The following is a 15451-nucleotide window of genomic DNA, read 5'->3' on the forward strand; positions in this document are numbered from 1 at the left end:
TGGGAGGGGAAGTATATCATGAATGAATCGAATTTGGAGATGCTTAAGAATACAGGGGCGATTCTACTGGGTGTGATTGGTGATCCAATTATCCATTCTAAGTCTCCTGTGATGCATCAAGCCGCATTGCAGCATATGGGTATTCAAGGCTCTTATGTACCTTTACATGTGATTCCTCAGGCATTAGGAGACACCATCCAAGCCATTCGTACGCTGGGGTTCCGTGGTTTAAATGTCACGTTACCGCATAAAGTAGAGGTTATGAAATATCTTGACCACCTGGATGAGACAGCCTCGAGAATTGGCGCGGTAAACACGATTGTCAATGATGATGGTGTCCTGACAGGTTATAATACGGATGGAATCGGATATGTACGTTCCCTGAAAGATGAAGCCGTAGCTGATTTAAAAGGGAAGACGATTCTTGTTATCGGTGCTGGTGGTGCTTCAAGAGGTATCGTTTACGCGCTTGCAAAGGAAAAGCCTGAGCGTATATATATTGCCAATCGAACGGTTGCCAAGGCTGCTCAGATCGCAGAGGAATGGCAAGATCTTGCCGATATTCAAGGGATCGGCATGGAGGACATCAACGACTATATCCAGGGCGTTGATGTTTTGATTAATACAACCTCAATAGGTATGCACCCTCGTATCGATGAGATGTCAATTGAGACAGCGTGTATCCCAGCTGGGATTGTAGTTAGTGATTTGATTTATAATCCGCTCAAGACAAGGCTGCTTCTAGAGAGTGAATTAAAGGGCTGTACGATTCACGGTGGTTTGGGCATGTTCATAAATCAAGGAGCAATTGCTCTGGAATACTGGACGGGTGCACAAGCTCCAGTCGATGTGATGCGTCGTGCTGTATTAAAGAGCATGGCCCTTTAGTTTAGATAAAATATAATCATTTATATGTTAAGGAGTTTTGAAATTACATGTTAACCGGAAAGCAAAAACGCCATCTTCGTTCACTTGCACATCACTTGGATCCTATTTTCCAAGTGGGTAAGGGTGGAACGAATGATCATTTGATTCGCCACATTGTTGAGGCTATTGAGAAGAGAGAATTGATGAAAGTCAGTGTTTTGAACAACTGTCTTGAAGACCGCAATGAAATTGGTGCTGAAATTGCAGAAAAAGCTGATGCTGAACTTGTTCAGGTTATTGGCAGCACCATTATCTTGTACAAAGAATCTAAAGATAACAAACAGATTGAACTGCCATAAACAGGAGGGGACACAGCATGAAGGTAGGCATAATGGGCGGGACGTTTGATCCTGTTCACATTGGCCATATGCTGGCGGCGGAAGCGGCTAGGGATACATTTGGGCTTGATCAAGTCTGGTTTATGCCCAGCCACATCCCCCCTCACAAGGAGCAGGCCGGAGCCACAGGGGAACAAAGACTTGGGATGGTGGCTGAGGCAATTGCAGATCATCCAGCTTTTCGTACGTTAGATATTGAAATTAGAAGAGGCGGTGTATCCTACACAATCGATACCGTGAAGGAAATACGTAGCTCTTTTACAGATATTGAATTTCATTTCATCATCGGAGCGGATATGGTTAATTATTTGCCAAAGTGGGAAGGCATTGAGGATTTGGTCGATTTAATGGGCTTTATTGGAGTAGGTCGTCCGGGCTCAGAACTGGATTTAGAAGCATTACCTACCTATTTACAAGGTAAAATCTTGCTAGCCGACATGCCTCAGGTAGATATCTCTTCTACAGAAATCAGAGAAAGGCTGGCCACCGGACATTCGATTCGATATATGGTAACAGACAGCGTCTATGACTATATCAGAAAGAGGGGAATGTATGGAATACAGCCGCGAAGAACTGATTAAAGCTGTTTCTGAACAGATGCCTGCTCAGCGATGGCAGCATACAGTTGGTGTAATGGGGTCATCTATTAAGCTTGCGGAGCGTTATGGGGCTGATGTGCAGCAGGCAGAGCTTGCTGCCATTCTACATGATGTGGCCAAGTATTGGCCAGTCAAACGTATGGAAGCCGTGATCAAGGATAATAATCTGTCCAAAGATCTCCTTTTCTATGACAAGCCCTTATGGCATGCAGAAGTCGGGGCATACGTAGCTGAGCATGATTATGGAGTGACTGACACAGAAGTGCTTGATGCTATTCGGTATCACACTTCAGGAAGAATTGGAATGACCCTGCTCGATAAAGTGGTTTGTCTTGCAGATTATATTGAACCAGGACGAGATTATCCAGGTGTGGATCGGATCCGAAGTTTGGCTGAGATTAGCCTCGAACAAGGACTCATAGCTGGTATTGACTCTACAATTAATCTTCTAATATCGCGCGGGCAGATTATTTACCCGCTGACCGTTTTTGCACGTAATGATTTAATTAAACAGATGGAGGCGAACTTATGACCTTGCAAGCAGAGGAATTGTTAACAATGGTGGTTGAAGCTGCCGAGGATAAAAAAGCAATGAACGTCGTTGCTTTGGATTTAAAAGGAGTATCAATGATTGCCGATTATTTCGTGATTTGTCATGGTAATTCAGACATACAGGTTCAGGCAATCGCGACGGAAGTTCGCAAACGCGTGCATGAATCCGGATCAATCATCCGCGGAATTGAAGGAATGAATTCAGCACGTTGGGTATTGATGGATCTAGGGGATGTTGTAGTTCACATTTTCCACCGTGATGAGCGTGATTTCTACAACATTGAGCGTTTGTGGTCTGATGCTAAGGTCGTTGAGAACGTATGAGGCCAATAGCCGGAACGATTCAAACGTATGAGGTTATGCGTGAAGTATCCCCGTACGGCTTTTTTCTGGATGCTTACGATACGGATGTACTACTCCACTATACGGAACTAACCAAGGAAATAAAGCCAGGCGATATGGTTGAAGTATTTATTTTCTTTGATACCGAAGACAGACTGGCTGCTACGATGAAGAAGCCTTACCTGACTCTTGGTGAAATGGGTAAGCTGGTAGTAGCTGATATTCATCCGCGTCTTGGTTGTTTCCTTGAAATGGGCCTTGGACGTCAGCTTCTGCTTCCTATTCGCGAGTTACCTGAGATGAAAGAACTTCACCCTAAGGTAGGCGATTCTGTTTTTGTTGTAATGCAACATGACAAACAGGGGCGCTTGCTTGCCAAGCTGGCAGGTGAGTATGAATTGTCGGAGTTTACGTTCAATGCACCAACGACTTGGATTAATGAATGGTTTACTGCAACGGTATACAGACCGCTGCAAATGGGCACATTCGTCCTTGTAGACGGAGGGGTGCTTGGGTTTGGAGTCATCGGTATGATCCACTCATCGGAGCGTGGAGCGAATTTACTCAGACTCGGAGAAGAAGTTAAAGTACGCGTCACTCATATCCGCGAAGATGGTAGAGTCAATCTTACGGTGGCTCAGCGTAAAGAAGTGGGCAGAGATGTCGATTCGGAGCGTCTTCTTGCATTTCTAAACGGACGTCCAGGTGGAGGCATGCCTTATTCGGATTCCACGCCTCCAGATATTATCAAACAACGTTTTGGGATCAGTAAGTCAGCGTTTAAACGTGCGCTTGGGAAGTTGATGAAGGAAGGTCTGATCACACAGAAAGAAAATTGGACCTACTTGGCAAACCCCAAGAGTACTGACGCTAGCGGTAACGAAGATGAGATCCAAGCGTAAGTAAATAGCTTCCTTGATTGTAAGCTTCAGAAAGTGCGGTGACATCATGTCCTCATACAGGAAATTTGCATATGTCTATGATGAATTGATGGAAGACATGCCATACCCAGACTGGCTACGTTTTGCACGTCAGGCTTGGGAGAAGCATGGGATGCCGAAGAGCGTGGTGGAGTTGGGCTGTGGTACAGGCAGCATCACAATCCCGCTGGTCAATTCAGGCTTTGAAGTGACGGGTATTGACCTGTCTGCAGATATGCTGTCCGTAGCACGTAACAAAATGGAAGCGACTCCGCAGGGAAACAGACTATTCCGTGAGGGTTCCATTCGCTGGTTGCAGCAGGATATGCGTGAGTGGGTGTTGCATGAACCTGTGGATGCGGTCATTTCATTTTGCGATTGTATGAGTTATTTACTGGAAGAGAAAGATATTATATCGACGCTCGTGCGGACATATGAAGGTCTCAAGCCAGGCGGAATATTCTTGTTTGATGTCCATCATCCGAATACTATTATTCGATACGATGAAGAGCAACCGTTTGTTTGGGATGAGAAATCGGTCTCATACATTTGGACTTGCGATCTGGATGCTGCCCGTTGTGAAATAGAGCATCATTTGAGCATCTTTGTGAAAGAGGAGCAGGGTAACTTGTACCAACGCTTTGAAGAAGTTCATGTACAGCGCGCTTATGATCCTGAGTGGATGAAGGTAGAGCTGATCAAAGCTGGTTTCCGAGATGTAAAATGCTATGCAGATTTTGAATGGGTGGAAGCTGAAGATGATGCTCAGCGACTTTTTTATGTTGCTGTGAAATAAATGTGGACAATCTATAATGAATAGCAAGCCTCGGAGTAAATCTCCGGGGCTTTTCGTTAACATCGGTTTGTGGGTATATGTTATTAGTGTGTATAAGTTATTAGAAATAAAACTGAAAATGAATGGAGAGAACATAATGGATTTAAAAGAAAAATCAGCAATTATTACCGGTGCCGGTAAAGGAATTGGTTTGGCAGTAGCTACATCACTTGCTAAAGAAGGCGTGAATTTAGGACTAATTTCAAGAACCGAATCAGATCTTACAGCGCTTCGTGATTCATTGACGAAGGAATATGGCGTGAATGTGTATACTGCAACTGCTGACGTTTCCATTCGTAGTGAAGTTGAAACCGCAGTAGCTTCTCTTAAAAAAGAGTTGGGAGCAATCGATATCCTGATCAACAACGCTGGGATTGCAGCATTTGGAACGGTAGTAGACATGGATCCTGAGCAATGGGAAAGTATTCTTCGTATCAACTTGATGGGAACATATCACATGTCTCGCGCGGTCTTACCTACCATGATTGAGCAAAATTGTGGTAATATCATTAATATTTCGTCCACTGCTGGTGAAAAAGGTTTTGCTACAGGTTCTGCTTATTGTGCATCCAAATTTGCTGTAATGGGGCTGACCGAGTCTTTACTGCAGGAAGTTCGTAAGAATAATATTCGTGTCGTTGCACTTACACCAAGCACGGTGAACACGGATCTTGCCCGTAATAACGATCTTAAAATTGGTGATGAGGATCGCATGATGCAACCGGAAGATGTAGCTGAATTAGCATTAGCTACTTTGAAATTGCCACAGCGTGTATTTATAAAGACGGCGGGGATCTGGACAACGAATCCTCAGTAATTCCAGTCGAAGATATGCCTAGATAACAAGGGCTGCTCTCCTATAAGGATGTTTATCATTCTTAGGAGGGTGGCTCTTTTTGCGTTGTGGAGGAGGAATCATGCGATCTTAAAGCGAAACTTTGGAAGATGTACTAGAACAAGTCACAGGATGGAGTGGATACACCATGAGTTTGTATGAAATAAGGAAGCCTAATATTGATTTTACACCAAGCATGTATACATGCAGACGAGCCGAGCAGAAGTTGGAACTAGATGGACGGGTGAATAAGCCGTTCTGGTCGGCTGCTGATTGGACAAAGCCCTTTGTGAATATTGAGGGTCCAGAGGCTTCCAAGCCTGCGAAACAAACCCGTGTTAAAATGCTTTGGGATGATGAGCACTTCTACTTCGCAGCTGAACTTGAGGAGGATCAGATCTGGGCAACGATGACAGAACGGGAATCTCCATTATTTCTTGAAAATAATTTTGAGATATTTATTGATCCTGATGGTGATACGCACAATTATTATGAGCTGGAGATCAACGCATTGAATACCATTTGGGATTTGATGTTAACAAAACCGTATAGAGATGGCGGAGTTCGCATTAGCGCCTGGGATATCCAAGGCCTTAAGACAGCTGTATATATTGATGGAGAAGTCAATAAGCCTGATGCTACGAACAGAATGTGGAGCGTTGAGGTAGCGATTCCTTGGATCAGTCTACTGGAATGTGCACCAGGTAGGCGTTTACCCGTTAGTGGTGAATATTGGCGTGTTAACTATTGCCGAATACGGTGGGAAGCAGAGCATAAGAATGGTGTATATGAGAAATCGCTCAATCCTGAAACAGGGGAGTTTTATCCTGAGGATATATCGGTCTGGTCGCCACATGGTCTTATAAATATGCATTATCCGGACATGTGGGGGTACGTTGTGTTTGCTGAGAGTAACGAATCTGAATGGACTCAGTTACCTGTAGTAGAGCAAATGAAATGGGATCTACGTCGTCTTTACTATCTTCAGCATAAACAGTTCAAACGGTTTGGAAGCTTTGCACATGATCTGGAAATGCTCATGCATTTGTCCGATGAGAAATGGAGTATTGTCCCACAGATGCAATCGACGGAAAGAATGTTTGAGATTTCAGCGCCTATACCCGGCAGTAGCTCCAGACTATATTTACGAGATGACGGCAGAGTATGGAAAGAATAATGTTCTGAGTTTTATTAGTAAAAAGACAGGAATTGATATTTTATTATCGAAGTTACATAGATACAGATGAATGGAGTGAGATTCTAATGAAGCGAAATTATATCGTGGCAGGGTACGCTGTAGATTCCATTTTACCAAGTATGACAGAAGAAGATTTGAACAAATTAACTCATTTAAATGTAGCATTCGGACATGTGATCGATGATGAAATTCGTACAGATCATTTGAATAATGTAGATCATTTAGCTTTAATCAAGCGTAATCATCCCGACCTTACTATCCTTTTGTCCGTAGGTGGATGGGGCGCTGGTGGATTTTCCGAAGCTGCGGCAACGGAAGAAGGTAGAAATCGTTTCGCGAAATCAGCAGTTCGAGTTATCCAAGACTATCCGTTTGACGGCGTTGACCTTGATTGGGAGTATCCAAGCTATGGAGAGGCGGATATTGCATCGAGTCCAGACGATAAGAGGAACTTTACGTTGCTCTTAAAGACAATACGGGAATCACTTGATCGCGTAGGACAGCAGGATCATAAGCACTATCTGCTGACGATAGCTGCAGGAGCCGATCAATATTACATTGATGGAACGGAGATGGATCAGGTACAACAGTATTTAGATTTTGTGCAGCTCATGACTTATGATATGCGTGGTGGATTTCAAGTCCTAACAGGACATCATACGAATTTGTACACATCGACAGGTGATTTGTTCCGCATAAGTACCGATGCTTCAGTCCGCATGTTTATCAATGCTGGAGTACCTGCTGACAAAATCGTTATTGGTGCAGCATTTTACTCCCGCATGTGGCAGCATGTACCGGATCGTCAGGACGGCTTACTCCAGATGGCGGGAACTACGGGAGGGTACGGGCCTAATTTTATGACGCTTGAAGCTAACTATATTAATACCAATGGATATTCACGCTATTGGGATGAAGAAGCTTGTGCTCCGTTCTTGTTTGATGGGAACAATTTTATTTCATATGATGACGAAGAATCGATAGGGCATAAGTGCGATTATATTAAAAATCATAAACTTGGAGGCATCATGTTCTGGGAATACAGCTGTGATCTGACTCATAAGCTAATTAACGCTATGCACGAAGGATTAACTGTTGATTAAAGTTGTGATACGGAGTAGGGTATTACGTTGACTAGAGCTTGATTTTTATATATAATATGATTCAATGTTTCAACTAATTTAAATTGGACTAAAATGAATATCTCAGACGATGATAAGGGGTATTAGTTTCGAAGATGTCATACAGAGAGCCGGCGCTAGGTGCAAGTCGGTTGACGATTTGGGATGAACTCGCCTTGGAGTAATGATGTGAAACGCAGAACATCTGCGCGTAGGATCATCGACTTACCCGCGTTAAGGGTGCAAAGTGAGTGGGGATAAAGCATATTTCCCGCTAACTAGGGTGGTACCACGGGAATTCAAACCTCTCGTCCCTAGCGATAATTCGCTATGGATGATGAGGTTTTTTTGTTGGAAAAATACTGTTGGAAAACAGCGAGTACGATGTTATACATGGTACCGACTGTGAGGAGGACATACGTAATGAGTGAAAATCAACAGCCTAGTCAAGGCTACCAGCCGCTGGTTATTGAACCGAAATGGCAAAAGTATTGGGATGAGCATCACACGTTTAAAACAGGAGAAGACAAGGGGAAGCCTAAGTTTTATGCACTGGATATGTTTCCATATCCATCAGGTGCGGGCCTGCATGTAGGACATCCAGAAGGATACACCGCTACGGATATCGTATCTCGTTTCAAACGGATGCGCGGATATAACGTGCTGCATCCGATGGGCTGGGATGCATTCGGATTACCAGCAGAGCAGCATGCTCTAGATACGGGTGAGCATCCACGTGATATCACGGTTAAGAATATTAACAACTTCCGTCGTCAAATTAAGTCCCTCGGTTTTTCGTATGACTGGGACCGGGAAATCAGCACAACGGATCCAGATTATTACAAGTGGACACAGTGGATCTTTATTCAACTTTACAACATGGGCTTAGCGTATGTAGCGGAAGTGCCAGTGAACTGGTGTGAAGCTCTAGGAACGGTACTTGCGAATGAAGAAGTTATCGACGGTAAGAGTGAGCGCGGAGGTCATCCGGTTACTCGTAAGCCAATGAGACAATGGATTCTGAAGATTACTGAATATGCAGAGCGTCTGCTTGATGATTTGGAAGAGCTTGATTGGGCAGAGAGCATCAAGGATATGCAGCGCAACTGGATTGGTAAATCGAAGGGTGCGGAAGTGGTTTTCGATATTAAAGGACATGAGGGTAAGCTGACTGTATTCACCACGCGTCCAGATACTTTATTCGGTGCAAGTTATTGTGTACTGGCTCCTGAGCATGAGCTGGTCGCTGAAATTGCAACGGCTGAGCAACAGGGCGCAATTAAGGCATATCAAGATCAGGCTGCACGTAAAAGTGATCTTGAGCGTACAGACTTGGCTAAAGATAAAACAGGTGTATTTACTGGAACCTATGCAATCAATCCAGTAAATGGAGCTGAAGTGCCGATCTGGATCGCTGATTATGTTTTAGCAGGATACGGGACGGGAGCCATCATGGCTGTACCAGGGCATGATACTCGTGACTGGGAATTTGCTAAACAATTTAATCTTGAAATTATCGAGGTTGTTCAAGGCGGTAATGTTGAGGAAGAAGCATATAGTGGAGACGGGGCGCATGTGAACTCTGGCATTCTGGATGGCCTTCATACCGAAGAAGCCATCGCTAAGATGATCGCATGGCTTGAAGAGAACGGTAAAGGACAGGGTAAAATCACCTACCGTTTACGTGACTGGCTGTTCAGCCGTCAGCGTTATTGGGGAGAGCCTATTCCAATTCTTCATTTGGAAGATGGCACAATGAAAACTGTTCCACTGGATCAGTTACCACTTGTACTGCCTGATGTTGAACAGATTAAACCTTCGGGAACAGGCGAATCACCTCTTGCAAATGTAACCGAATGGGTTGAAACCGTTGATCCAGAGACAGGCATGAAAGCACGTCGCGAGACGAACACCATGCCGCAATGGGCAGGCAGTTGCTGGTACTATCTTCGTTACATTGATCCTCATAACCAAGAGGAGCTTTGCTCAAAGGAGAAGCAGCAGGAATGGATGCCAGTTGACCTCTACATTGGTGGAGCTGAACATGCTGTACTTCATCTGCTATACGCACGTTTCTGGCATAAGGTACTTTATGACCTTGGTGTCGTAAGCACGAAGGAGCCGTTCCAAAAGCTGGTGAACCAGGGCATGATTCTAGGTACTAACAATGAGAAGATGAGTAAGTCTCGTGGTAATGTTATTAACCCAGATGTCATCGTTCAAGAATACGGCGCAGATACACTTCGCATTTATGAAATGTTTATGGGCCCGCTTGAAGCTACCAAGCCATGGAATATGAACGGTGTTGAAGGTGCACACCGCTTCCTATCCAGAGTATGGCGTCTCATTGTCAATGATGAAGGTAGTCTGAATGCGAAGATCACTGACGGTGAAACAAGTGCTGAGTTCAAGCGGACATGGCATAAAACAATCAAAAAAGTGACTGAAGATTTGGAGCATCTGCGTTTCAATACAGTGATCAGTCAATTGATGATTTTCATCAACGAGGCTTATAAGACAGACATCCTACCTCGTCAGGCGATTGAGAACTTCACACAGCTGATTTCACCACTTGCTCCACATATTGCGGAAGAGCTGTGGGCACATCTGGGGCATGAGGGAAGTATCACTTATGAAGCATGGCCTGTATATGATGAATCGTTGACTGTTGATGCAGAAGTAGAAATTGTTATTCAAGTAAACGGTAAAATCGTACAACGCGAGTTTATCGCTAAGGATATGAGCCAAGAAGCCATGCAGGAACATAGTCTTTCTCTTCCAAATATTCAAGAAGCGATAGCTGGTAAAACCATTCGTAAAGTGGTTGCTGTTCCAGGCAAGCTAGTTAATATCGTAGCGAATTAATTTAAGGCGCTTCACTAAATAACTCATCACATTTATGAAGATCCTCTTCATATTTAGCATGAGTAGTGTTGATAAGCTGCTCAAATACGCCAGAAAGACTGTGATTGAGTAATGCAAGTGCTTCGGCGGTTATACCGCCTGGCACGGCAACGCGTCCCTGAAGCTGTTTTGGGGAGAAACCTCCCTGCGTAAGCAGCATGCCAGTGCCTAGTAACATCTCACTAGCCATGCAGGTTAACTCCTGCCGGGGAGTACCGGTTATTTTGACGGCAGCATCAATCCATTGCTCTAGAAAGAAACTTAGAAATGCTGGCCCACAGCTTGAAAAATCAGAAGTTATTCGCGCATGTGATTCTTTGATTTCAATGGGCTTACTGATCGAAGACAGAAGGTGTTCCAAAAGCTTTCTGTCTTCTTCTTTTATACGATCACCATACATACACAAACATGTTCCACTCTCCACACGGTGAGTAATACTTGGGATCATTTTGGCGATTTTACAGGGTAGTGTTTTCTCCAGATGATAGATCTGCACAGGACTTGTAATGGATACAACGATTTGATGGGGGTTCATGTATGCCCTTATTTCATCCGTTAGCTTTTTGAATTGCAAAGGTTTGACACATAAAAATAATAAATCACAAGTTGTCGCAGTCTCTATATTACTGTCGCATACATGTAGCCCAGGATGACGCTCTACAAGCTGTGCTAACTTACCTAATGTGCGGTTGCTTGCGTATAGCTCCTCCGGCTGAAGTGCACCAGAAGCGATGAAGGCATCGATCAAGAGACTTCCCATACTTCCAGTTCCGATAAATCCGACCTTCATTTGATGTAGACCTCCTTTCGTGCTTTGCGGTAACGGCGTAGCCTTCTTCTTAATGTATGCGCCTCAGCGTGGACCTCATGACGATTTTTAAATATAAGCAGCTTAGATTATGCATTATTTTTTTGTCTGCTTCTCCAAAAGCCTATATTAAACGGAGGTCGAGGTGTAGTTTATGAAACGGATGTCTATTGGAATTAGCGTCTGCTGTGCCCTTATAGGGAGTGCGGCTATTGTTATATCAGGAGTCAAACCTACGAGTGAAGCTATAGCAGAGTGGGAACCACTCAATCAGCAAGTGGATCAGGTTCTCAATCATAAGGAACAGGCTGTTAATAAGGTAACTATAACTGACTCGAACAAAGCAAAAACGGTCTTTGAAGAGGAGAAGGCTCCCTTGGTGACTGAAGTTAAATCTGAAGAAGCGCAGCAGGACAAGAAATTGGACACCGCAGTAGAAACAGTTAAACCAGTCACCGCGCCTACCAAGAGCGAAGCCGGCACGGCAGTTGCTGAAGATGAAGCTAATGTGCAAAAAGTGAATGTGAATACAGCTCAAGTTTCACAGCTTATGAACATACCTGGCATTGGGGAGAAGAAAGCTCAAGCCATCATTGACTACCGAACACAACATGGACCTTTCAGACAGGTATCGGATTTGGATAAAGTAAAGGGCATTGGGCCTAAGCTACTAGACAAAATGAAGCCTTACGTACAGTTGTAGCTTGTGCTACAATGAGTAACACAATCTATGAAAATCAGGTGATAATAGATGACAGTTGATGCCCGTAAAGATTGGGACACATACTTTATGGATATTGCCTTCATGGTTTCTACACGCTCGCGGTGCCCGCGTCGTCATGTTGGCGCAGTATTGGTTCAAGGTAAGAAACTGTTAGGCACGGCTTATAATGGTGCACCTATGGGAGTACCTGACTGTTCAGAAGCGGGTTGCATGATCGCAGAGGAGTATGAGTTTGTTGACGTGGATGGCGAAGATCAGATGATCAAGAAGCAACGCTGTGTAAGGACCATTCATGCGGAGCAGAATTTACTTCTATTTACTGATCGAATTGATCGCGAGAATAGTTCTGTCTATGTGACCGATGAGCCTTGCTGGACTTGTGCGAACATGTTAGCGAATAGCGGTGTGACGGAGATTGTATTCTACCGTTCATATCCTAAGGATACCGATAAGGTGACCGAGATGATGAAACAGAAGGGTATCAGTTTTCGGAAGCTTGAACATTATGAACCACCCCACGAAACGCTGATGACGGTCTCCAACTAAAGTATATAAGTATTAGCATGTAATTGAATAATAATGAGGAAGCACCTCTGCTCCGCGCATTTTTTATGCTGCGGCGCAGAGGTTTTTTTGTGAGAGGAGAAAGATGTCATGAAGAGCAGACCGCTACTCATGTTTACAATTTGTTGGATATTAGGAAGCTCGTGTGCCTATTTTGCCTCGGGTACGAAGCTAGTGATGATTTGGATAGGTCTATCGTTATTACTTGCGATTCCTGTTATTTTACGCAGAAAGACGTGGGGTTTGGTGTTAATGATGTGGTTAGCCATTCTATTATCTGGTTTATATTGGGAATGGAAGGAAATAAGGAATGTTTCCTTGCTTCCTGAAGAATTCCAGCAGGTTATACTTCAGCAGGCAGACGGACTCAATGTTCAGGCCCAAGGAAAGGTTGTTTCATCCGTTGATGTTGATGGAGACCGTGCTGATTTTGAAGTTGAGCTAGAAGAGTTAAGCTCAAGTGTAGTCGTGGGTAATGGCAAAGGAAAGGAGCAAGGAAAAGTAACTCATTTGTCTGAAAGGGTTCTTGTTCAGGTGAAATTGAAGGTGCAGAGCGATCAGCAACAAGCTGGGAAATGGCAACGTGGAGATTACGTGAAGCTGAGCGGTACGATGGTGAAGCCGGCTGAGGCACGTAATTTCGGCGGCTTTGATTATGGCAAGTATTTGCGCACGCAGGAGGTCCACTGGATTTATAAAGTAAAAGGATTATCTGGTGTACAGTGTAAACCTCCTGCATCGTGGAGCCTTGGCCATATTCTCCGTTGGAATGATCAAGTGCGTGATTCTTTGGGGGCAAAGCTCGACCTGCTTTTCCATGAGCCACATGCAGGGTATATGAAGGGGCTCATCATCGGTATGCAGGATGACCTTGATCCTGAAACCTTCAGACAATTTTCTCAGCTTGGATTAACGCATATTCTAGCCATCTCAGGCATGCATGTTGCCGTATACGTTGCTGTTCTCTTATTTATATTGTCCTTATTTAGGGTATCTCGTGAGAGGGCGCTGACGATTGTGATGGTGCTAGTCCCAGTTTATGTGCTTTTATCTGGGCTCAGCCCTTCGGTTGTGAGAGCAGGCGTTATGAGCATAATCGCTCTGTATGCTGCTAGGCGCGGTATTCTCAAAGATGGCATGAACATACTGGCTGCTTCCGCCCTGCTCATGTTGATATGGAATCCATACTATTTACTTAGTGTCAGCTTTCAACTTTCCTTTTTGGTCACAGCCGGTTTAATGGTATATGTACCTTTACTACAGCCCCTACTTCGGTTCATGCCTCAGCGGCTTGGCGCTCCGCTAGGTGTCACGTTGATTGCTCAGCTCGTTTCCTTTCCACTTACAATCTACTACTTCAATCAATTTTCACTCCTATCTTTTGCTGCTAATTTCATTCTAGTACCTGTAATTACCTTCCTAGTACTGCCACTGGGTACGGCTGCGTTGATCATTGGAAGTCTGTGGAACATGGGTGGAAGGGGAGTGGCATGGATCACAGAATGCCTGGATGACATAACCTTTTGGCTTGTGGAGCGTATGAATGATTATCCTAGTTTCGTGACGATTTGGCGTTCGCCATCGCTGGTATGGATTGTTATGTACTACGTTCTATTATATGTATTGCTTTACTTGGCGCGATCATGGGCTGTTGGAAGAACTCCCCCAGTCATGCAGGCAGATGAAACGGTTCTGCTAGGAGATTATAAAGCATCAGGAAAGAAGATTTCATTTCCTAACAGCGAGAAGCAGCGATACAATCTTGTGATGATTCCCGTACTAGCTTCACTCGTCATTCTTATGATTTTCGGATATCAGCCTGAAAGGCGTAATGGAACAGGGCTTGTGCAGTTTTTGGACATCGGGCAGGGTGACAGTATTCTGATTACTACACCAGAAGGTAAGAACATTCTGGTCGATGGTGGAGGTACCGTTAGCTTTCGTAAACCAGAGGATGCTTGGAAGGAAAGACGCAAGCCATTTGAAGTTGGGGGTAAAGTTCTGGTACCATTGTTAAAGCAGCGGGGAATACATAGACTGGATGCCGTTATCCTGTCGCACGGAGATCAGGACCATGCGGGTGGACTCCAGTCCGTGTTGGATCAGATACCGGTTAATGCGTTTTTCTTTAACGGAACGCTTGCTGGAACGGTTAGTATGGATAAACTTCTCAGTACAGCTCTTAACCGTAAAATCCCTCTTTATGCCGTGCATGAGGGAATGGTCTGGTCTCCGGATGAGCTTACTCGTCTCGACTTCATCTATCCTCAAACAACACAAGAAGAACAAGAGATGCTATTTTTGGAGAAAAACCAGAATCATGCTTCCCTTGTATTTATTCTGAGCATGGGCGGTAGTCGATTTTTATTTACAGGTGATATGGATAAAGCTGCAGAGACGGCCTTGCTTGATTCTACTTTTGCCAGCCCTAGCTCGAAGACAACTTCTGCTAGCCCTAAGTTATCTGGTAGTAAGGTCCTTCCTTACCTCGCTGCTGAGGGTGTAGATGTGATTAAAGTTGCTCATCATGGTAGTAAAACTTCTAGTTCAGCAAGTTGGCTGAAGGCTTGGCAGCCCAAGGCTGCCGTGATCTCTGCCGGACAGAACAACTTATATGGTCACCCCCATGCCGAAGTTGTGGGGCGAATTAAGGATCAGAACGCCACTATTTACCGAACAGATCAGCAAGGTGAAATCCAAATGCTGGTGAAGAACGGTAAAATACAAATACGTTACAGGATATTAACAAAATCGTAACGCAAAGATGTTCATTACCCTTTAAAA

General features: G+C 44.3%; 15 protein-coding genes and 1 other annotated feature. Of the genes, 14 read left to right on the plus strand and 1 reads right to left on the minus strand.

Annotation, left to right across the window (positions count from 1 at the left end; genetic code table 11):
• Nucleotides 1–18: 18 nt before the first annotated feature.
• From aroE to leuS, 11 genes are all read left to right on the plus strand, one after another.
• A complete protein-coding gene (aroE, locus tag JCM16418_RS04335; RefSeq protein ID WP_242403710.1) occupies nt 19–888 on the plus strand; it encodes a shikimate dehydrogenase in 870 nt (289 codons plus the stop codon).
• Nucleotides 889–935: 47 nt separating this feature from the next.
• Nucleotides 936–1226 carry a ribosome assembly RNA-binding protein YhbY gene (gene yhbY, locus JCM16418_RS04340; RefSeq protein ID WP_036646544.1) on the plus strand — a complete coding sequence of 97 codons (291 nt, stop codon included), beginning with the start codon at nt 936–938 and terminating at the stop codon, nt 1224–1226.
• A 17-nt stretch (nt 1227–1243) separates the two neighbouring features.
• On the plus strand, nt 1244–1846 hold the full coding sequence (gene nadD, locus JCM16418_RS04345; protein WP_036646546.1) for a nicotinate-nucleotide adenylyltransferase: 603 nt from the start codon (nt 1244–1246) through the stop codon (nt 1844–1846).
• Nucleotides 1818–2396: a bis(5'-nucleosyl)-tetraphosphatase (symmetrical) YqeK gene (gene yqeK / locus JCM16418_RS04350; protein ID WP_036646550.1), complete on the plus strand. Its 579-nt coding sequence runs from the start codon at nt 1818–1820 to the stop codon at nt 2394–2396. The genes nadD and yqeK overlap by 29 nt, the downstream gene beginning before the upstream one ends.
• Nucleotides 2393–2740 carry a ribosome silencing factor gene (rsfS, locus tag JCM16418_RS04355; RefSeq protein WP_036646552.1) on the plus strand — a complete coding sequence of 116 codons (348 nt, stop codon included), beginning with the start codon at nt 2393–2395 and terminating at the stop codon, nt 2738–2740. Before yqeK ends, rsfS begins: the two co-directional genes overlap by 4 nt.
• Complete coding sequence (locus tag JCM16418_RS04360) at nt 2737–3660, plus strand: CvfB family protein (RefSeq protein ID WP_036646555.1); 924 nt, start codon at nt 2737–2739, stop codon at nt 3658–3660. The genes rsfS and JCM16418_RS04360 overlap by 4 nt, the downstream gene beginning before the upstream one ends.
• 46 nt (nt 3661–3706) lie before the next feature.
• Nucleotides 3707–4474 (plus strand): class I SAM-dependent DNA methyltransferase, encoded by a 768-nt coding sequence (locus JCM16418_RS04365; RefSeq protein WP_036646558.1) that lies wholly within the window; start codon nt 3707–3709, stop codon nt 4472–4474.
• A gap of 136 nt (nt 4475–4610) precedes the next feature.
• The gene (locus JCM16418_RS04370; RefSeq protein ID WP_036646920.1) at nt 4611–5330 is read left to right on the plus strand and encodes a 3-ketoacyl-ACP reductase; all 720 of its coding nucleotides are present in this window, start codon (nt 4611–4613) and stop codon (nt 5328–5330) included.
• A 121-nt stretch (nt 5331–5451) separates the two neighbouring features.
• Entirely contained in the window at nt 5452–6525 is a 1074-nt protein-coding gene (locus JCM16418_RS04375) for a carbohydrate-binding family 9-like protein (RefSeq protein WP_306304748.1), read from the plus strand.
• Nucleotides 6526–6611: 86 nt separating this feature from the next.
• The gene (locus JCM16418_RS04380; RefSeq protein ID WP_036646561.1) at nt 6612–7649 is read left to right on the plus strand and encodes a glycoside hydrolase family 18 protein; all 1038 of its coding nucleotides are present in this window, start codon (nt 6612–6614) and stop codon (nt 7647–7649) included.
• A 100-nt stretch (nt 7650–7749) separates the two neighbouring features.
• Nucleotides 7750–7986 (plus strand) — a binding site (T-box leader).
• Between the two features lie 104 nt (nt 7987–8090).
• Nucleotides 8091–10532, plus strand: coding sequence for a leucine--tRNA ligase (leuS, locus tag JCM16418_RS04385; protein ID WP_036646564.1), 2442 nt, complete (start codon nt 8091–8093; stop codon nt 10530–10532).
• A gap of 1 nt (nt 10533) precedes the next feature.
• Here the strand turns inward: leuS and comER are convergent, their stop codons facing one another.
• Nucleotides 10534–11361 carry a late competence protein ComER gene (gene comER, locus JCM16418_RS04390; RefSeq protein WP_036646566.1) on the minus strand — a complete coding sequence of 276 codons (828 nt, stop codon included), beginning with the start codon at nt 11359–11361 and terminating at the stop codon, nt 10534–10536.
• Nucleotides 11362–11542: 181 nt separating this feature from the next.
• Here comER and JCM16418_RS23540 point away from each other — a divergent pair, with 181 nt between their 5' ends.
• The 3 genes from JCM16418_RS23540 to JCM16418_RS04405 all read left to right on the plus strand — a co-directional run bounded on the left by JCM16418_RS23540 (nt 11543) and on the right by JCM16418_RS04405 (nt 15424).
• Nucleotides 11543–12082, plus strand: coding sequence for a ComEA family DNA-binding protein (locus tag JCM16418_RS23540; protein WP_242403711.1), 540 nt, complete (start codon nt 11543–11545; stop codon nt 12080–12082).
• Nucleotides 12083–12130: 48 nt separating this feature from the next.
• On the plus strand, nt 12131–12649 hold the full coding sequence (locus tag JCM16418_RS04400; protein ID WP_036646567.1) for a deoxycytidylate deaminase: 519 nt from the start codon (nt 12131–12133) through the stop codon (nt 12647–12649).
• 108 nt (nt 12650–12757) lie between these two features.
• Nucleotides 12758–15424: a DNA internalization-related competence protein ComEC/Rec2 gene (locus JCM16418_RS04405; protein ID WP_242403712.1), complete on the plus strand. Its 2667-nt coding sequence runs from the start codon at nt 12758–12760 to the stop codon at nt 15422–15424.
• Nucleotides 15425–15451: the final 27 nt, after the last annotated feature.

Source organism: Paenibacillus pini JCM 16418 (genome assembly GCF_000576305.1).
GTDB lineage: Bacteria > Bacillota > Bacilli > Paenibacillales > Paenibacillaceae > Paenibacillus_AQ > Paenibacillus_AQ pini.